Genomic DNA, 19,437 nt, shown 5'->3' with positions numbered 1-19,437 from the left:
AATGGAGTAATACGTTATGAACAGACAACAGGGCTTTACCCTTATCGAACTGGTGGTGGTGATCATCATCCTGGGGATCCTGGCCGTCACCGCCGTACCCAAGTTCATCAACCTGCAAGATGATGCCAAGGAAGCGGCTGCGCACGGCGTTGAGGCTTCCCTCAAAGGCGCTAGCCAACTGGTGTATGCCAAGGCGCTGATCGCCTCTAAAACCAATACCGGCGACAGTTCACAATCCGTCACTGTCAACGGTAACGACACCGTGGCTCTGGTGTACGGCTACCCTGCAGCTTCTGCCGACGGTATTGCCAAGGCCGTTGAAATTGATTCGCCTTGGGCGGGTGCTGTGAGCGGCGCGGCTTATACCTTTACTTACAACAACGACAGTACTTGTACCGTTAGTTATCAAGCTCCGGCGGCGTCCAACGGTTCCCCGACTATCAGCAGCGACTGCGCTGCCAACTAATGCAAGCAAGCCCCGGCATAACCCGGCCCATGACCGGCTTCACCTTGGTGGAGCTGGTCACGGTCATTATTGTGCTGGGCATTCTCTCGGTTGCCATAGGCAGCCGCTTTTTTGACCGGTCTGGGGTCGACGATGTCGTGACCCGGGACCAGATCCTGGCGCTGGCCCGCCAGGTGCAGATGCAGGCCATGCAGCGCACCGATTCCAGCAGTTGCCATAGCCTGCTGGTCGCCAGCCACAGCGTGCGGGTGGCTGACGCCAATTGCGCGCTAACCGCCGAAGACGACCTCACCGTTGACGCAGGCAGCGCCGCTCTGGCCTTAACCAGCGGCGCCAGCACCATGGCTTTGCCTACAACACTGGTTTTTAACGCCATGGGCCAGGCCAGCAGTTGCAACAACGGCTGCCGCCTTGAGGTGCAGTCAGCGCAAAGCGCGGCGCTGTGCATCGAAAGCCAGGGGTATATCCACCCATGCTAAGGCGCCAGCAAGGAGTAACCTTGCTCGAACTGGTGGTGGGCATGGTGGTGCTGGGCATCGCCATTACCCTTATCAGCGCCAGTTTGTTGCCGCTGGCGGTGCGCAGCACCGACCCTTGGCATCAGGTGCGGGCCGCCGAGCTTGGCCAAAGCCTGCTAAACAGCATTCTGGCCCGGCGTTTTGACCAGCAAAGCCCGCTCTCGGGGCGCCGCTGCGACGACACCGGCACTCCGGCGGTGCCAGCCTGCTCCAACATCCTGGGGCCAGATGGCGAGCCAAGCTGGCACGACTACAACGATGTTGACGATTTTAACGGCTTGTCTCTTAGTGGCGCCCAGGTGGTAGATAACCTCGACCCTTCCCTTGCCGATATTTACAACCAGTACCGGGTGCAGGTCACTGTGGTGTATGACGGCGCCGCCCTTGGCCTTGATAACCGCCAGGCCAAACGGGTGGACGTGGCGGTGACCACCCCGGAAGGCACCGATATTGTCTTTAGCGCTTACAGGGGGAACTGGTGATGAGCCGGGGCTTTACCCTGATTGAGCTGATTGCGGTGATCGTGCTGCTGGGGGTGATTGGCCTTGGCGGTTACGGCTACCTGCGCTTTGGCACCCAGCTTTATACCGACACCGCCGGGCGCGCCCAAACCCTGAGCCAGGGCCGCTTTGCGGTAGAGCGCCTCACCCGCGAGCTGCGTAACGCCGTGCCCAACTCGGTGCGGGTATCGAGCGGCGGCAATTGCGTGGAATTTGTGCCTATCGTGGCGGCCATGCGTTATTTGCAGGCGCCACTAGCGCCAGAGAGCGCCAGCACCATCAAGGCCCGCTGGTTACCGCCGGACGGCTCAACCCCGGCCAGTGGCGACAGCATCAGCTGGAACAGCGATTTTTTCGGCAACCAGCTTTGGGCCATCATCAACCCCACCCAGCCCGGCCAGCTCTACGCCCCCAGCGACACTGACCGGCGCAGCCAACAACTGACCGGCTCGGCTTACGACAGCCAGGGGTTCTACCTGCTGACCCTTTCCGAGGCTAGCCGTTACGCCAAGGATTCCCCCAGCCACCGCCTTTACCTGGGGGCCTCGCCGGTGAGTTTTTGCCGCCAGGGCAGTGGCCTTTATCGCTATCAATTCTACGGGCTGAGTGCCACCCAGCCGACGCCGGGGGCCGGCCTTGCTGGCGGCCAGCTCATCGCCGAGCAATTGGCCGATAGCAGCGAGCCGCTGTTTCGTTATGACAGCGCCACGCTGACCCGCAACGCCGTGGTGCATATCCTGCTGCGCTTTGAAGCCCTCAGCCAGGACGATCTCTTTTTCAACCTCGAGGTCCATCAGCCCAATGTGCCCTGACGCTAAGCGCCAGCAGGGCAGTGCCCTGATGATGGCGGTGTTTATTATCGTGGTGATGAGCCTGCTGGTAGCGGGGCTGGCGGCGATGCTGGCGCGCCAGTCGGGTACCGTGGTTTATGAGGTGTGGGGCACCCGCGCTTATCTGGCCGCCGAAAGCGGCCTGCAAGGGGGCTTGGTAAAGCTTTACCCTATGAATAACAGTGGCTTGGCTGGTTGTTTTACGGACTTTCAGCAACACTTCAACGCAGAAGGGTTGGCGGGGTGTCAGGCCGAGGTGCAATGCCAGTATGTGCCCAGCTCAGACGATATGCCGGCTGTGGCCAGGGTCACCAGCCGCGCCAGTTGCCAGGGCGGGCGCCTGACCACCAGCCGCACCTTGTCTGTGGAGGTAAGCCAATGAAAAGGATGTTATTGCTGGGCCTATTGCTGCTGACGCCTTTGCTGGCGCGGGCGACCGCCTATAACCTCAGCACGCCGCTTAACGCCAACACCTATAAAAGCATTCCCTGCAGCGCCGGCACCGGCGGCTGGTCGCGCAGCGGCAGCGTTTATACCTGTAGTGGCAGCATTACCCTGGCCTCTGGCGACACTATCTCGGCGCTTGCCAATAGCACTATCGTTGCCAACGCCGGTTTTAACTTGAGCAACAACACCATCGGCAGTAGCTATTACGGTATCAGCCTGCAATCGACTTACGGCGCCATCACCAGCAGTGCCACCACCCGTATCTACGGTAATGTCAGCAGCTCCAGCGGCGCCATCAACCTTACCGGCACCTCTGTCACCGGCGGCATTACCACCAACGGCACCCTGAGCCTCACTACCAGCACCGTCACCGGCAGCATCAGCGCCCACAACGGCATTACCACCAATAACGCCGATATTGGCGGCAGTGTTACCGCCAGTAACGGCGCCATCAATCTCACCGGCGGCACCATCAGTGGCAACGTCACTGGTGGCAACAGCATCACCACCAACAATACCTTTGTGCAGGGCAGCATCACTGCCAACAGCGGCAGCATCAGCTTGACCGGCGGTACCATTTCGGGGGCTGTAACCACTAGCTGTTGTACTCTCACCACCCAGAACACCAACCTGCAAAGCGGCGCCACCGCGCATTCCGGTTTGAACATTACCGGCGGAACCCTCAGCGGTGATTTTGTGGCCGACAATAACCCGGCCAGCTTTACCAATGTCACTCTGACCGGTGGCAGCATCAGCGGCGCCAGCAGCGTGGATATCACCAACAGCACCCTGGGTTCTGCCAACACCAACGTCACCATCGACTCGGTCTCCGGCGCCATCAGCCTTAATGGCAACACCACGGTCTATGGCCACCTCACGGCGCCTAATTACTCCACAGTCAACGTCAACAGTGGCAGTACTGTCTACGGTACCTGCCTGCCAGGCTCCACCCCGGCCAATGCCTGCAATGGCAGTGCCCCGGTGCTGAGTTGGCACCTGAGTGAAAACAGTTACAGCGCCAATGCCGGTGAGGTGGTAGACAGCTCCGGCAATGGCCTTAACGGCACGGCGCGAAATGGCGCCAGCACTGAGCTTATCGCCCCGGCGCTGCCAACGGTTGATGGCCAAGGAACCTGCCGTTACGGGGTGTTCAACCGTGGCCAGGGGCAATACCTGGAAGCGGCTGACAACAACCTGCTGGACATGACCAGCGCCATGACCTTAAGCCTGTGGGTCAAGCCGGCCAGCAGCGGCAATACCATGGTGCTGGTGACCAAGGCCGCCAACTACACCTTGTACCTGCGCTCCGATGGCCGCCTGGTCTGGGAGTGGGAAGGGGCCGATTACTGGTGGTGGCAGTGGAGCCCCTACAGCCGCAGCCTGACTAGCAATCTGGCCCTGCCCACCAACAGCTGGAGTCATGTCACCATCCGTTATCGCTATGGGCGTCAGAGCATCTTTATCAATGGGGTGGAAAACGCCTTCAGTACCAACAGCGAGAATCTGCGCGGCGGCAACAGTTCAAGCCTGCAAGTGGGGGGCTATTACGGCAATGCCAGCTACTACTTCAACGGTGCCCTTGATGAGTTGCGTATTTTCGCCACGGCCCTGACCGACAGCCAGGTGGCGCTGTTGATGACCGAGCGCACCGCTTGCAGCCAGTCATTGCAGTGCTTTACCGACGACTTTAACCGCGCCAGCCTGGGAAATGACTGGGCGGTGTCGTCTTCGAGGGGCAGTTTTGCGCCCTCTATCGTCAATGGCCGGCTGCGCCTGACCCAGGACCAGACCGAAGAAGCCACAGCGGTATCCTTGCGTAAATTGCTGCCGGCCAGCGACAACCTGGTGATAGTGCAGTTCGACTATTACGGCTGGTCGCCAAACAGCGGTAGCGGCGCCGACGGCATGGCGGCTATTTTCTCCGATGCCAGCGTTACCCCCAGGGCCGGTGCTTACGGCGGCTCCCTGGGCTATGCCCAGAAAACCGGTATTAACGGTTTTGCCGGTGGCTGGCTGGGGGTGGGGCTGGACGAGTTCGGCAACTATTCGGCCGCCTCAGAGGGCCGAGAAGGGGGCCCCGGTTTTCGCACCAACGCCGTGGCGCTACGCGGCTCCGGCAGTGGCACCAGTGGCTATCGCTACCTCACCGGCACCAGCGCCAACCTGAGCCCGGCCATCGACGCCCGGTCTTCCAACGTGGCGGCGCCGGGGCATCGCTACCGGGTTACCCTCGATTCCAGCGGCGGCCCCAGCAGCGCTGTGGTCAAGGTGGAGCGGGATAACGGCAACGGTTTTGTCACCCTTATCGACAACTACAATGCCTTGGGCCAGCTGACCCAAAGCAATTTGCCGCAAAATTTCTTCCTGTCTTTTACCGGCTCCACCGGGGCCAACTCCAACTACCACGAAATAGACAACCTGCAGGTCTGCGCCGCGCAGCTTGGCGACTTGGGCCAGCAAATTCATCATTTCGAGCTCGATTACAGTTCTAATGCTCTGACCTGCACCGGCCATGATGTCACCATCAAGGCTTGCCTCAACGCCGATTGCAGCCAGCTTTACACCGATGAAGTCAGCGCCACCTTAAGCCCCGCCAGTGGCTGGCCTGCCAACCCGGTGGTCTTTAGCGGTGGCAGCACCACTGTCAGCCTGCATCAGGGCACGGCCGCTTCCCTGACCCTGGACGTGCCGTCCTCCACCCCGGCTACCGAAGCCTTCAGCCAGACCCTGTGCTCCATCGACGGCGGCGCTCCCAGTAGCAACTGCAATCTCACCTTTGCCGACAGCGGCTTTGTGTTTGATGTGCCGGATTTTATCGCCAACCAGGGCGCCAGCGCGGTGCTTAAGGCCGTGAAGAAAAGCGACACCAGCCAGCGCTGCGTGCCGGCCTTTGCCAGCACCACCAAAACCCTGGCGCTGTGGTCCAACTATGAAGACCCAATCCGGGCCGACAAACAGGTATTCAGGGCGGTGTCGGTCAATGGCGTGGCTATTGGCACCCAGCAAAGCGAGGCCACCAGCCAGCAGCTCACCTTTAACAGCCAGGGCGAAGCCACCCTTAATGTGAATTACCAGGACGCCGGGCGCATGCAGCTTAACGCCCGCTACACCGGCACCGCGCAGGAAAACGGCCTGGTGATGAGCGGCTCAGACAGTTTTGTCAGCCGCCCGGTGGGCTTTTGTATCCAAAGCCAAAGCAGCGCCGGGGAGTGCAGCGCCAGCGACGCCAGCTGCCACCTGTACCGCTACGCCGGTGAAGCCTTCCCGCTGCAACTCATTGCCAAAGCCTGGGACAGCGCCACCGGCGAGGGCGGCTATTACTGCGCCAACCCCATCAATACCCCCAGTTATCGCCAAAGCGGTATCAGCCTCGGAGCCGCGCTTTTGGCCCCTGCGGGCGGCCAAAGCGGCACTGTTGGCACCAGCAGTTACGACCATGGCCTGGCAACCGATGCCCTGGCCGAGGTCAGCCAGTCGGTCAGCGAAGTGGGGGTGTTTTCTTTTAGCGCGGCGCCGCCCAGCTATTTTGGCACCAGCATCAATAGCTCTCGCAGCCAGCCCATCGGCAAGTTTGTGCCAGCCACCGTGCTGCTCAGCGGCCAGGTGCTTACCGGCAGCTGCGACGCGGCCAATCCTTACACCTATATCGGCCAGCCTTTCACCTTAAGTGGCACCTTGACCGCCCAAAACGTGCAGGGCCAGCGCACATACAACTACACCGGCGCTTTTGCCTTGGGCCGCCTGGGGTATGTGAGCGAGTTTGCCGGCGCCGACCAATCGGCAAGGCTGGTGGATAACGGCCCGGCGCCCCTTTGGAACCTGGGCCAGGCTGCGAATTTCAGTAACAGTGACATCCTGTTTGCCCGCAACGCCCCCGAAGGCCCCTTTGCCAATGTGCAGGTGGGAGCGGTCTTTAACGACGGTGAAAGCGCCGCTAACCGCATCGGGGGCCGACAAACACGAATGGCGTCACAAAACATGGCCCTGACCGGCGGCACGCTGTGGGGTACTATTGCCTCCCTGCGTTATGGCCGGGCGGTTCTGGACGATGCCAGTGGTCCCGAGAACGAAAACCTGCCCATTTCGCTGCACACCCAGTACTGGAACGGCAACTATTTTGTGGCCAACAGTGACGACAGCTGCACCGCCGCCGCGTATGGCGACCTGCGTTTTCCCACCGGCACCAATGGCCTTGGGACCAGCGCCATGGGCAGTAGCGGAACTTTAGCTGCGGGCACCAGTCCCTATGGGGTGCTGGCGCTTAGCGCCCCTGGCAGTGCTGGCCAGGTCAGCATTGAAGCGGCGGTTGCCGACTGGCTTAAATTCACCTGGGATGGCAGCAGCAACGGCAATCCTCAGGCAACGGCCTATTTTGGCCGTTTCCATGGCAATGACCGGCAAATTTACTGGCAGGAGATCTGGGGCAATAATCCGCCTGAATAACAGGCAGTAACCCCTGGATATCTGAATAAAACAAATAAAACTGAATCACCGGCTGACGGTGGCGCCGCCTTGCTTGTGGATAAACAAGGCGGTTGGTAAAGTTAGCCGATTAACAAAGCATCCGTTTGCGCAAAGACAGGATCGGCCTTCCTCATGTTCAAAAAACTCCGTGGTCTCTTTTCCAACGATCTTTCCATCGATCTCGGTACCGCCAACACTCTGATTTACGTTCGTGACAAAGGCATTGTCCTCAACGAGCCCTCCGTGGTCGCCATTCGCCAGGAGCGCGCCGGTGGTCCCAAGTCTGTTGCCGCAGTGGGTCATGCCGCCAAGCAAATGCTGGGCCGTACACCGGGTAACATCAAGGCTATCCGCCCCATGAAAGACGGCGTGATCGCCGACTTCTACGTCACCGAGAAGATGCTGCAGCACTTCATCAAACAGGTGCACGAGAACAATTTCTTAAAGCCCAGCCCTCGGGTGCTGGTCTGTGTGCCGGTAGGGGCCACCCAGGTGGAACGCCGTGCCATCCGCGAATCGGCCATGAGCGCCGGTGCCCGCGAAGTCTTTTTGATTGAAGAGCCCATGGCCGCCGCCATCGGCGCCGGCCTGCCGGTCAGTGAAGCCACCGGCTCCATGGTGGTGGACATCGGTGGTGGTACCACCGAAGTGGCGGTTATCTCCCTGAACGGCGTGGTGTACAGCTCTTCTGTGCGTATCGGTGGTGACCGTTTCGACGAAGCCATCATCAACTACGTGCGCCGCAACTACGGCTCACTGATTGGTGAAGCCACCGCCGAGCGCATCAAGCACGAGATTGGCGCGGCCTATCCGGGCGACGAAATGGTGGAAATCGAAGTGCGTGGCCGTAACCTGGCCGAAGGGGTTCCGCGCAGCTTTACCCTCAACACCAACGAGATCCTCGAAGCCCTGCAAGAGCCGCTGACCGGTATTGTCAGCGCGGTGATGGTGGCGCTGGAGCAGTGCCCGCCGGAGCTGGCCTCTGACATTTCCGAGCGCGGTATGGTGCTCACCGGCGGTGGCGCACTGTTGAAAGACTTGGATCGCCTGCTGATGGAAGAAACCGGCATTCCGGTGGTGGTTGCGGACGACCCGCTCACCTGTGTGGCCCGCGGTGGCGGTAAGGCCTTGGAGATGATCGATCTCCACGGCGGCGATATCTTCAGCGAAGAATAATGAACCAGGGCGCCCAAGGGCGCCCCTTCTTGCCTTATGAAGCCAATTTTTTCGAGAGGCCCTTCGCTGCAGTGGCGGTTGCTGCTGTTGGTGGTGGTGTCCTTTGTGATTATTTTTCTCGACCACTGGCAACATCGTTTCGATGCGGCCCGTTTCTACTTGAATTCGCTAGTGACCCCCGTTCAGTACCTGGCGGACGGCCCCTCGCGGCTGCTGCGTTGGGGCTCTGAAGAGCTGACCAGCCGCAGCCACCTCAAGGAAGAAAACGCCGCCCTCAAGGAACAGTTGCTGGAAACCTCCGAGCGCCTGCAGCATCTGGCCTTTTTGGAGCAGGAGAACAACCAATTGCGCTCCTTGCTGGGCTCCCAGCCCCGTACCGACGCCCGCAAACTGGTGGCCGAGGTAATGACGGTGGACTCGGACCCCTTCAGCCTGCAGATCATGATCAACCGTGGCCGCAGCGACGGCGTCTATGAAGGCCAGCCGGTGTTGGACGCCCAGGGCCTGATTGGCCAGGTGGTGAGTGTCGGGCCAAGCTCGGCGCGGGTGCTGCTCATTACCGACGCCACCCACGCGGTGCCGGTGCGGGTAGCCCGCAACGGTATTCGCGCCATCGCTGCCGGTACCGGCCAGCTGGACGAGCTGAGTCTGAGCCACGTGCCGCACCGCTCCGACATCAAAGTGGGCGACTTGCTGCTCTCTTCCGGCCTTGGCGGCCGCTTCCCCGAAGGCTACCCGGTGGCCAAGGTCACCTCGGTGTTCTCGGATGAAGGCAAACCCTTTGCCCGGGTGCTGGCCCAGCCCCTGGCCCAGCTTGACCGCATTCGCTACCTGCTGCTGATTTGGCCAGGCCAGGCTGAGCCGGCGCCGGTTGCGGCGCCTAAAAGCGCTCCGGTTGCCGATGCCGCCAAGCCCGAGGGAGACAAACCATGAGCAGCCTGGTGATTGCCCTGTCGTTGCTGGTGGCCATGGTGATGGCCATCTTGCCGCTGCCGCTGGGTATCGACGCCTTCCGCCCCGACTGGGTGCTGCTGGTGATTTTTTACTGGACCCTGGCGCTGCCCCACCGGGTGAGCGTGGGTATCGCCTGGCTGTGCGGCATGATGATCGACATCATGCTCGGCTCCACCCTCGGGGTGCATGCCCTGGCCCTGACCCTGGTGACCTACGTGGCCACCATGAATTTTCAGCGGGTGCGCAATTTTCCGGTCTGGCAACAGGCCGGGGTGGTGGTGATTCTGGTGGCGGCCAAGCTGCTGCTGGTGTTCTGGGTTGAGCACCTCACCAACGACGTGGTGATCACCGGCCGCTACTTCTGGCCGGCCCTGACCAGCGCCGCCATGTGGTTCTGGTTGTTCCCGCTGCTGCGCCGTCTGCGTCGCCGCTTCAGGATCCGCTGACCATGGCGGCCCCGGCGCTCTACCTGGCCTCGTCGTCACCGCGGCGGCGCCAGTTGCTGGCTTTGCTGGACCTCCCCTTCGAGGTGCTGGCGGTGGATGTGGACGAGTCGGCGCTACCCGGCGAGTCGCCCCTGGCACTGGTGGAGCGGCTGGCCCGGGCCAAGGCCGAAGCCGGCGCGGCGCTGGCGCCTCAGCCTTTGCCGGTGCTGGGCTCCGACACCCTCGGGGAACTGGACGGCCAATTGCTGGTCAAGCCTGTAGACGAGCAAGACGCGGCGCGCATGATGCGGGCCATGTCGGGGCGCAGCCATTTTATCCACACCGCCATCGCCTTTTCTGACGGCCGCCGCACCCTCTCCCAGGTGGTGACCAGCACCGTGACCTTCAAGCCCCTTAGCGACCCACAAATTGCCGCTTACTGGCAAAGCGGCGAGCCGGCCGACAAGGCCGGTGGCTACGGCATCCAGGGTCGAGGCGGGCGTTTTGTCAGCCATTTGTCTGGCAGTTATTTTGCCGTGGTAGGCTTACCTCTGATGGAGACAGAGCGACTGCTCAACCAGTTTCTGGGCAAGGAGACCAAATGAGTGCCGAGCTGCTGATCAACACCACGCCCTCCGAAACCCGGGTGGCCCTGGTGGAAACGGGCATTTTGCAGGAACTGCATATCGAACGGGCGGCCAAGCGCGGCCTGGTGGGCAACATCTACAAGGGCCGGGTTAGCCGGGTATTGCCGGGCATGCAGGCCGCCTTTGTAGACATTGGCCTGGATAAAGCCGCCTTCCTGCACGCCTCCGACATCATCCCTCCCGGCAGCGGCCTGGACGAAGAAGACCTGCGCCCCTTCCAGACCGGCGATATCGCCCGGCTGGTTCACGAAGGCCAGGATATTGTGGTGCAGGTGGTCAAAGACCCCCTTGGCACCAAAGGGGCGCGCCTTACCACCGACATCACCTTACCGTCTCGCTATCTGGTGTTTATGCCCGGCGCCACCCATGTGGGGGTGTCCCAGCGCATCGAAAACGAAGAAGAGCGGGCCCGCCTTAAAGATCTGGTGGAGCCTTTTTGCGACGGCGCTGGCGGCTTTATTGTCCGCACCGCCGCCGAAGGGGTAGGGGAGCGGGAATTTAAAGAAGACGCCGCCTTTTTGCGCCGCCTCTGGAAGAAAATCGAGGAACGCCGCGCCCGCCACACCACCCGCAGCATGCTCTATGAAGAGCTGAGCCTGGCCCACCGCATATTGCGCGACTTTGTCGGTACCGATTTGGACCGCATCCGGGTTGACTCCAAGCTCACCTTCGAAAGCCTGATGACCTTCTGCGAGGAATTTGTCCCCGAACTTTGCAAAGTTTTGGAGTATTACTCTGGGGAGCGGCCCATCTTCGATTTGTTCGATGTGGAAAACGAAGTGCAGCGGGCGCTGGACCGCAAGGTAGAGCTGAAATCCGGTGGCTACCTCATCATCGACCAGACCGAGGCCATGACCACCATCGACATCAACACCGGTGCCTTTGTGGGCCGGCGCAACCTGGAAGAGACCATCTTCAACACCAACGTTGAGGCAACCCAGGCCATCGCCCGCCAGCTGCGGCTGCGTAACCTCGGCGGCATCATCATCATCGATTTTATCGACATGCTCGATGAAGACCACCGCCGCCGAGTGCTGCAAAGCCTGGAGCACGCCCTGCTCAAAGACCGCGCCAAGACCTCGGTCAACGGTTTTTCGGCCCTGGGCTTGGTGGAGATGACCCGCAAGCGCACCCGCGAGAGCCTCGAACACATCCTTTGCGGCGAGTGCCCGGCCTGCCATGGCCGCGGCCGGGTGAAGACGGTGGAGACGGTCTGTTTCGAGATCCTTCGGGAGATCCTGCGGGTACACCGGGCTTATGATGCCGACAAGTTCGTGGTTTATGCCTCGCCCCAGGTGGCCGAAGCCCTCACCGACGACGAATCCCACGCCCTTGCCGAACTGGAAGTCTTTATGGGCAAGCAGGTGAAAATCCAAGGCGAGCCTTTGTATAACCAGGATCAGTTCGACGTGGTGATGATGTAGTGGCCGCAGTGCAGGCGGTGTTGGGCTGGCTGGCCCGCAAGTTGTGGTTGTTGCTGGCAATATTGTTGCTGGTGGCGGCTCTGCTTGTATCCGGCGCCCGGCTGCTGGTGCACCGCCTGGACGACGTGCGCCCCTGGCTGGTGGAACAAGCCAACAGCCGCATGGGCCTGCATCTGGCCATTGGCGAAGCCAAAGGCGACTGGCAGGGGCTGGGCCCCAGCTTTACCTTCAATGACCTGACCCTGACCGACGACAGCGGCGATCTTAACCTCAAGGTGAAGACCCTGTCGGTGGGGCTGCGCTTTTGGGCAAGCCTCTTTACCATGGAGCCAAAACTGGCGTTTTTGAACGCCGACGGCCTGAACCTCAAACTTAAGCGCTGGCCCAAGAACGACGACGCCAGCCAGAGCGCCATCAACCGCCACCAGCTCGAAGCCCTGTTTCTCAAACAACTGACCCAGGCCAGTCTCACCCACTCGCAACTGGAGCTGCCGTCGCGCTATGGCCCAAGGACTGTTGAGATAAGCAAGGTGTCGTGGTTCGGGGGGCGGTATCGCCACCAGGCGGTGGGCTATGCCAGCATCCGCGAATACGGCGAGCAGCAGGTGCGCTTTATCCTCGACCTTTACGGCCTTGAGTCGCGGATGGAAGACCTCGACGCCCGCCTCTTTGTGGACGCTCAGGACCTGCACCTAGACCCTTGGGTTAACACCTTCCTTGGCGATTACCTCACCGTGCAGCGGGGCACCGTCAACTCCCGGCTGTGGCTGGATTTCGAAAAAGGCCGGGTGGTGGGTGGCCAGATGCTGCTGCGCGACAGCAGCCTGCGCTTTGACCGCCACGACATCAAAGTCGATAGCTGGGTGCTGACCTTCAACGCCACCCAGGGCGGCTGGCAACTGGACAGCCGCCAGGCTGATGTCAGCACCGACGGCAAACCCTGGGATTTAGGCCCCATGCAGTTTCGCCAGCAGGGCCACGACCATCTCCTCTACGCCCAGCAGTTGAACCTGGCGCCGCTGACGCCGCTACTGAACCTCTGGCGCGGTCTGCCGCCGCCGCTCAAGCACTGGCTGGCGGTGGCCAAACCCAATGGCAATATTCGTGACCTCTATCTGGCGGCTAACCAGGATTACGTGCTCTCTGGCGATGCCAGCGTCGATTTAAACTGGGACGCCAAGGACGAGCTGCCCGGGGTGAAAGACCTCAAGCTCAAGCTGTCCTGGGCGGGTGATAAGGGCCTGGCCCGTTTTAACGACAGCCAGGTCGAGATTGACCCAGGCCCGCATTTTCGTGCGCCCTTTGCCTTGAGTGAGTTAAAGGGCGATTTGTGGCTCCTTAACGGCGAGGGCGGCTGGCAGCTTCGCACCGGCGCCCTGGCGCTGGGCACCGAAGACCTGGCGGTCACTGCCCGGGGCAAAGTGGATTTGGGAGCCGAGCCCGGCATGGCCCTGGCCGCCGAGGTCAGCAAGCTCACCGTGGCCAAGGTGGGAGATTACCTGCCGCTCACCGCCATGCCGCATCAGGTTGCCGACTACTTAAATGGCGCCCTTAAAGGCGGCAAGGCCCAGGGTGTGGTGCTGTGGCAAGGGGCCTTTGGCCATTTCCCCTACGCTGACAACAGCGGCACCTTCCTGGCCGAAGCCCGCATCCACGACCTCGACTTTCTGTTCGACAGCCATTGGCCGGCCCTCTATAGCCCCGATATCACGGCCCGTTTTAACGATGCCGCCATGAACATCTATGCCGACAAAGGCCAGCTGCTGGCGGTGCCGGTAACTAACCTCAGCGCCGACATCCCCAACCTCGGCCATCAGCCGCTGCTTGGCATTCACGCCGACACCCACACCCAGGGCCCCGATGTGGCGGCCTTGATGAACGCCTCGCCACTGGCTGACTCGGTGGGCGCTGCTCTTGGCAAGCTTGAGGTCAGTGGCGCCTTGGACGGCAACCTGAGCCTTGCCATTCCCCTGGATAACGCCGAGCAGGTAGAAGCCAAGGGCCAGGTGAACTTTGCCGACAACACAGTGCGGGTGCTGGACGCCTTCAACCTCACCGGCGTGAAGGGCCAGCTCAGTTTTGACAACGACAAGATTGCCGCCACCGGCCTGCAGGCCAAGCTTTATGAGCAGCCGCTGAGCCTCACCCTCAAGGGGGGCGACGACAAGCTTGGCTACAAGGTAGGGCTGGATCTGGGTGGCCGCTTTGACACCACCAAGATCGCCGCGCCCTGGTGGCAACTGACCGGCCAAAGCAGCTGGGCCGGGCGCCTTGATTTACTCATAAAAGCCAATGATTTTGACTTAAAAATCAATGCCAAGAGCGATCTCAAAGGCATTGCCAGCCCTTATCCCTTCCCGGCCAATAAATCCGCCGACGAGGCCTGGCCGCTGACGGTCAATGCCAGCGGCGGCGACAGCGGTGTGGTGATCAACCTGGCGTTGGGTAAAAGGGCCATCGCCCGCAGCCTCTTTGCCCACGGCAAGGTGCAGAACTGGGAACTGGGCGTGGGCTACGCGCCGCTGCCGGACCCGGCGCCCGGCCAGGGTCGCATTGGCGTTGGGGTTTCGGCTATCGACCAGCAGGACTGGATGAATGTGCTGACCCGCATTCAAGGCGGTGAAGGCGAGGGCCTGCTGCCGCCGCTGACCCAGGTACAGCTCAACGCCCAGAAGGTGCTGAGTTACGGCCATACCTTGAACAGCGTCTCGGCCCTGGCCCAGCGCCAAACCGATGCCTGGAAGCTCAGCATCAACAGTAAGGAGCTGGACGGTTCGTTGTGGCTACCCAGCCGCTGGGGCATCGACCCGCTGCTGATTAACCTCGACCGGGTCGACCTTGCTTCCCTTGCCCCGGAAGCCGGGCAAGAGCAAAAGGCGCCAAGTAGCCTGAGCCCTGCCGACATTCCGCCCTTTAAGTTCCATTGCACCAGCTGCACCATCCAAGGGGTGAAACTGGGCGAGCTGACGGCAGAAGGGCGCGGCCAGGGCGACGACCTGCTGCTGCCCGTTATCAAGCAGCAAAGCGCGGGCGGCGGTATTTCCGGCTCCGGCACATGGCTGGCCAAGGGCAATTACACCGACTTGGATCTGCAACTGGATGTGGACGATATCGGCAAGTACCTCGACGGCATGGGCATGGCATCGAGCCTGCGTGACGCCCCGGCTAAAGGGGAGGTGCAGATGAGCTGGCCGGGCGGCCCCCAGGATTTTGAGCTGGGTAATGTCGATGGCAAGGTCAGCGCCAAGCTGGGCCAGGGCTACGTGGCCGACGTATCCGACAAAGGCGCTCGGTTGCTCACCGTGTTTAGCTTTGATTCTCTGCGCCGAAAGCTGGCCCTGGATTTTCGGGATCTCTTTGACAAGGGCCTCTATTTTGACAACATCACCGCCTCCGGCGAGCTGAAAAAAGGGGTGCTGCGTTCCAACCAGATCAAGATGGACGGCGTAGTGGGGGACATGAACGCCACCGGCTGGACCGATTTGGTTAACCGCAACCTCGCCTACGACATCAGCTTCAAGCCCAATGTTACCGGCAACCTGCCGGTGCTGGCCGCCTTTGCGGTCACCCCGGTAACCGGGGTGGCGGTGTATGCCCTGACCAAAATTTTTGGCCCGGTGATCGACGTGGTCACCGAAATTCGCTTTAACCTGACCGGCACCATCGACAACCCCCATCTCGAAGAGGTGTCTCGCTCCAAAGGCTCTGTCCCCTTGCCCAAACCCCCGGACGATGGCAACAATGGCGAGCCCGAAGGCGGCCAGCCGCCGGCGGCAGGTAGCGCCGCTGCCGGCAGCGGCGAAAAGCCTGCTACCCTCGTCAAGAGCAATCCCAATCCTCCCCAGGAGCCCCATTCATGAGTATTGTTACCGCCCTGCAGATGGTGTCTGTGCCCAATGTCGCCGACAACCTGGCCATGGTTGAGCGCCAGTTGGCCGACCTGGCCCGCACCACCCGGCTGGTGGTGTTGCCAGAATGCTTTGCCTATTTCGGCGGCAAGGACCGGGAGCAACTGGGAGTAGCCGAGACCTTTGGCAGCGGCCCCATCCAGGATGCCCTCAAGGATTTGTGTAAAAAATACGGGGTATGGATGGTGACCGGCACCTTCCCCATCTTAAGCGGTAACCCGGAGCGTTTTGGCGCCGCCTGCCTGGTGATTGACGACCAAGGCCAGGTCCGGGCCCGTTACGACAAGATGCACATGTTTGACGTGCAGGTGGCCGACGCCACTGGCACCTATCTGGAGTCGGCCACCACCGTTGGAGGCCCCGGCCCTGCCGTTATTGACACCCCCTTTGGCCGGGTTGGAGTGGCGGTCTGTTATGATGTGCGCTTTGCCGAACTCTTTGCCTGGTATCGCCAGCAGCAAGTGAATGTACTGGTGCTGCCGGCCGCCTTTACCGCCCGCACCGGAGAAGCCCACTGGGAAGTGCTGTGCCGGGCCCGCGCCATCGAGGGCCAGTGCTATTTGGTGGCCGCCAACCAGGGCGGCGTCCATGCCAATGGCCGCGAGACCTGGGGCCACTCGATGATCGTCGACCCCTGGGGTCAGGTACTGGAAGAGCTGGGACTCGGGGAAGGCAGCATCAGTGCCAGCCTTGACCACAAATTAACCGAGGCGGTACGGGAGCGGATGCCATTGGATACGCATCGCCGCTTTGCCATCGTACCGCCCAAGGAGTCGTGATGAGCCTTTTCTCTACTGTTGCCGGCAGCCTGCTGGAGCCGGCCGGCCTCGACCAGGCCCGCCTTGAACAAACCCTGGGGCTTATTCACCAGCATCAGGTGGATTATGCCGACTTGTACTTCCAAGGCTCGGCCCACGAGTCCTGGGTGCTGGAAGACGGCATCGTCAAAGACGGCAGCTTCAACATCGAGCGCGGTGTCGGGGTGCGGGCCATCAGCGGCGAAAAAACCGGCTTTGCTTACGCCGAAGATATCGAGCTGGGCTCCCTTAAAGACGCCGCTACCGCCGCCCGCTCCATTGCCGCCAGTGGTGGCAACCAGCAAATCAAGATTGCCACCCCGGTGCAGGCCAAGGGCCTGTACGGCGCCTTTAACCCGCTGGACAGCATCAGCCAGTTGGACAAGCTGGCCCTGTTGCGGGAAGTGGATCAGTTCGCCCGCAAGCTCGACAGCCACGTCACCCAGGTGATCGTGTCCATGGCCGGGGTTTATGAAGAAATTCTGGTTGCCGGCTCCGACGGCACCCTGGCCGCCGATATCCGCCCGTTGGTGCGTTTTAACGTGTCGGTGCTGGTGGAAAAAGATGGCCGCCGCGAACGGGGTGGCAGTGGCGGTGGTGGCCGCTTCGGTTACGACTACTTCCTGCAAAACGACGGCGGCGAAAAACGCGCCCTGGGTTATGCCCGCGAAGCGGTGCGCATGGCGCTCACCAACCTCGACGCCACCCCGGCGCCAGCCGGCCAGATGACGGTGGTGTTGGGTAATGGCTGGCCCGGCGTACTGCTGCACGAAGCGGTTGGCCACGGCCTGGAAGGGGACTTTAACCGCAAGGGCAGCTCCGCTTTTAGTGGCCGAATCGGCCAGCAGGTGGCGGCCAAGGGCGTGACCGTGGTGGACAACGGTGCCATCAAGGACCGCCGCGGCTCCCTGACCATCGACGACGAAGGCACCCCGACCCAGGAAAACATCCTTATCGAGGACGGTATCCTCAAAGGCTACATGCAAGACAAGCACAACGCCCGCCTGATGGGGGTTGCCCCCACTGGCAACGGCCGCCGTGAGTCCTTTGCCCACCTGCCGATGCCGCGCATGACCAACACCTACATGCTGGGCGGCCAGCATGAGCCGGGCGAGATCATAGCCTCGGTAGAGAAGGGTATCTACGCCCCCAACTTCGGTGGCGGCCAGGTGGACATCACCTCCGGCAAGTTCGTGTTCTCCGCCTCCGAGGCGTATCTGATTGAGAACGGCAAGGTCACCCGCCCCATCCGCGGCGCCACCCTGATTGGTATGGGCCCGGACGTGATGCAGAAGATCTCCATGATCGGTAACGACGCCAAACTCGACCCCGGCGTCGGCGTCTGCGGCAAGGACGGCCAGTCAGTGCCGGTAGGGGTTGGCCAGCCAACCCTGAAGATCGACGGCATCACCGTCGGCGGCACCGAATAAGAGACTTTCTCTCGATAGAGATAAAGCCGGCCTTGTGCCGGCTTTTGTTTTCCATTTGTACCATGAGCATGGGAGAACCGGGGTCACCCGCTTGAACATAGCTGTCGTGAAACGCAAATATCGCCATATTATCGTGCTACCTCCACTCATCAATCATCCGTTCTCATCAAGGACATTCAGCCAAATGAGCAATGTCGTTCTATTTTTTTATGAAACTTATTCCCCTTCATTTGGGTTCACTTCTGGCAACTGCATGTTGATTGGAATTTGTAAGGGCGAGTAGCATCAGGCAATTACGGTGAATAGCAGCGCTAGCTGAACTTATTTTAGGATAAAGGCCTATGGCATGATAAGTGCCCAAGTGAGCCTGAAATGTGATCCGATGATTCAAAAATGCGGAGATTTCGATGTTCCGTTGCCAACAATTGATTAGTCAGACGGTGAGCCTACGAAGTGACAACGGTCAGTTTTCTGAAGTCCTGACAGTGGGAAAGGTGATGAGGAACTAACTGACTTTTGGTCCACTTGTTTGTCAGTCCAGCCGCTAATAGCGATGCTTTTAAAAGGCAAGCTTGTTACTTTTAGAAAGGGTTTGGTTTGTGTTTTATATAAATTCAACCTGCATAATTTTACAGGCTTTATAAGCGGGCCAATTTTTTGGAACAGAGTGTTTGTTTCCTTTTTTTTTCGTAGATGTTAAATGTTTTCTTGCTCGCTTCAGAGCAAATAAAATTTAACTTTTAAAGTAAGGATACGAAAATGAAACTCTTTAAAAAAATTATGCTGAGCTCTCTGACTGCTTGTGTTTTTCTTTTTGGGTCGGCTAACGCTGCCGTTGCTGCTGAAAAAAACGCTACCCCGGAAGCTGATAACCCGACAGCTCAAGGCGAACTCAAGTGCCACATCAATAATGATAGCTATGGTTGTGAGATCGTTATTCACTTCTAAGCTATAAGTTGGTGCCATCTTGGCACCAACTTAAAATATTATAAGATTTTAGCTTGGCAGCTTACGGATAAATTAAATCTTAGCTATGGTATTTTCACGTACAATGCTGCCAAACCATGCATGCTTTCTTAATTCATTGATTAACTGGTTCTTTACTCACTTCAAAGTAAGGTATTGAAAATGTCTACATTGAAAAGGTTTACGCTCAGTCCTTTAGTTGTAGTGCTTTTTTTGGGATGTAATAATATTGCGATTGCTGCCGATAAATCGCCTGTTGTGAATGCCAAGGAAATTAGAATAATCTGTGATATGGTAGGCAAAGGGTGTCGTATTGTAATAGAAAAATGAAGATTAAGCTGGGATTTGGTAGCTGGCTGCTATTAGTGCCTTTTATGGATTGATAGCTATGCTGGTGGTTTTTAAGTGCATGTGGCCTTTTTATGCATGAATTTTAAGCTCTCATGCACTATTTTAAAACTATCGCTGATTCGTGATTTTTTGTT

Annotated in this window: 16 protein-coding genes; all 16 read left to right on the top strand. The window is 59.9% G+C overall.

The genetic code is table 11. The annotated features are described in order from the left end of the window. The first annotated feature begins 16 nt into the window (after positions 1-16). The 16 genes from AC22G1_RS17945 (at position 17) to AC22G1_RS17870 (ending at position 19,282) form a co-directional block, all read left to right on the top strand. Positions 17-466, top strand: coding sequence for a type II secretion system protein (locus AC22G1_RS17945; RefSeq protein WP_487314563.1), 450 nt, complete (start codon positions 17-19; stop codon positions 464-466). 29 nt (positions 467-495) lie between these two features. Beyond that, positions 496-945, top strand: a complete 450-nt coding sequence (locus AC22G1_RS17940; protein ID WP_487314562.1) for a prepilin-type N-terminal cleavage/methylation domain-containing protein — start codon at positions 496-498, stop codon at positions 943-945. A 20-nt stretch (positions 946-965) separates the two neighbouring features. After that, positions 966-1,466, top strand: coding sequence for a type IV pilus modification PilV family protein (locus tag AC22G1_RS17935; protein WP_487314561.1), 501 nt, complete (start codon positions 966-968; stop codon positions 1,464-1,466). Beyond that, positions 1,466-2,296, top strand: coding sequence for a prepilin-type N-terminal cleavage/methylation domain-containing protein (locus tag AC22G1_RS17930; protein ID WP_487314560.1), 831 nt, complete (start codon positions 1,466-1,468; stop codon positions 2,294-2,296). Before AC22G1_RS17935 ends, AC22G1_RS17930 begins: the two co-directional genes overlap by 1 nt. Continuing rightward, complete coding sequence (locus AC22G1_RS17925; RefSeq protein WP_464949576.1) at positions 2,286-2,696, top strand: pilus assembly PilX N-terminal domain-containing protein; 411 nt, start codon at positions 2,286-2,288, stop codon at positions 2,694-2,696. The genes AC22G1_RS17930 and AC22G1_RS17925 overlap by 11 nt, the downstream gene beginning before the upstream one ends. Then, on the top strand, positions 2,693-7,204 hold the full coding sequence (locus tag AC22G1_RS17920; protein WP_487314559.1) for a DUF6701 domain-containing protein: 4,512 nt from the start codon (positions 2,693-2,695) through the stop codon (positions 7,202-7,204). Before AC22G1_RS17925 ends, AC22G1_RS17920 begins: the two co-directional genes overlap by 4 nt. A gap of 153 nt (positions 7,205-7,357) precedes the next feature. After that, positions 7,358-8,401, top strand: coding sequence for a rod shape-determining protein (locus tag AC22G1_RS17915; RefSeq protein ID WP_050659049.1), 1,044 nt, complete (start codon positions 7,358-7,360; stop codon positions 8,399-8,401). A gap of 36 nt (positions 8,402-8,437) precedes the next feature. Next, positions 8,438-9,334 carry a rod shape-determining protein MreC gene (mreC, locus tag AC22G1_RS17910; protein WP_487314558.1) on the top strand — a complete coding sequence of 299 codons (897 nt, stop codon included), beginning with the start codon at positions 8,438-8,440 and terminating at the stop codon, positions 9,332-9,334. Beyond that, positions 9,331-9,801, top strand: coding sequence for a rod shape-determining protein MreD (gene mreD, locus AC22G1_RS17905; RefSeq protein WP_050659051.1), 471 nt, complete (start codon positions 9,331-9,333; stop codon positions 9,799-9,801). The genes mreC and mreD overlap by 4 nt, the downstream gene beginning before the upstream one ends. A gap of 2 nt (positions 9,802-9,803) precedes the next feature. Next, the gene (locus tag AC22G1_RS17900) at positions 9,804-10,385 is read left to right on the top strand and encodes a Maf family protein (protein ID WP_487314557.1); all 582 of its coding nucleotides are present in this window, start codon (positions 9,804-9,806) and stop codon (positions 10,383-10,385) included. Next, positions 10,382-11,851, top strand: coding sequence for a ribonuclease G (gene rng / locus AC22G1_RS17895; RefSeq protein WP_487314556.1), 1,470 nt, complete (start codon positions 10,382-10,384; stop codon positions 11,849-11,851). The genes AC22G1_RS17900 and rng overlap by 4 nt, the downstream gene beginning before the upstream one ends. Beyond that, on the top strand, positions 11,851-15,711 hold the full coding sequence (locus tag AC22G1_RS17890) for a YhdP family protein (RefSeq protein WP_487314555.1): 3,861 nt from the start codon (positions 11,851-11,853) through the stop codon (positions 15,709-15,711). The genes rng and AC22G1_RS17890 overlap by 1 nt, the downstream gene beginning before the upstream one ends. Further along, positions 15,708-16,538, top strand: a complete 831-nt coding sequence (locus AC22G1_RS17885) for a carbon-nitrogen hydrolase family protein (protein ID WP_487314554.1) — start codon at positions 15,708-15,710, stop codon at positions 16,536-16,538. Before AC22G1_RS17890 ends, AC22G1_RS17885 begins: the two co-directional genes overlap by 4 nt. Next, positions 16,538-17,986: a metalloprotease TldD gene (gene tldD / locus AC22G1_RS17880; RefSeq protein ID WP_487314553.1), complete on the top strand. Its 1,449-nt coding sequence runs from the start codon at positions 16,538-16,540 to the stop codon at positions 17,984-17,986. The genes AC22G1_RS17885 and tldD overlap by 1 nt, the downstream gene beginning before the upstream one ends. A gap of 759 nt (positions 17,987-18,745) precedes the next feature. Continuing rightward, a complete protein-coding gene (locus tag AC22G1_RS17875) occupies positions 18,746-18,934 on the top strand; it encodes a hypothetical protein (RefSeq protein WP_487314552.1) in 189 nt (62 codons plus the stop codon). Positions 18,935-19,114: 180 nt separating this feature from the next. After that, positions 19,115-19,282, top strand: a complete 168-nt coding sequence (locus AC22G1_RS17870) for a hypothetical protein (protein ID WP_487314551.1) — start codon at positions 19,115-19,117, stop codon at positions 19,280-19,282. Positions 19,283-19,437: the final 155 nt, after the last annotated feature.

The sequence above is a fragment of the Gallaecimonas zhanjiangensis genome (assembly GCF_057624825.1).
The sequence above is the reverse complement of the archived record's forward strand: the minus strand, read 5'-3'. Positions and strand labels throughout refer to the sequence as shown.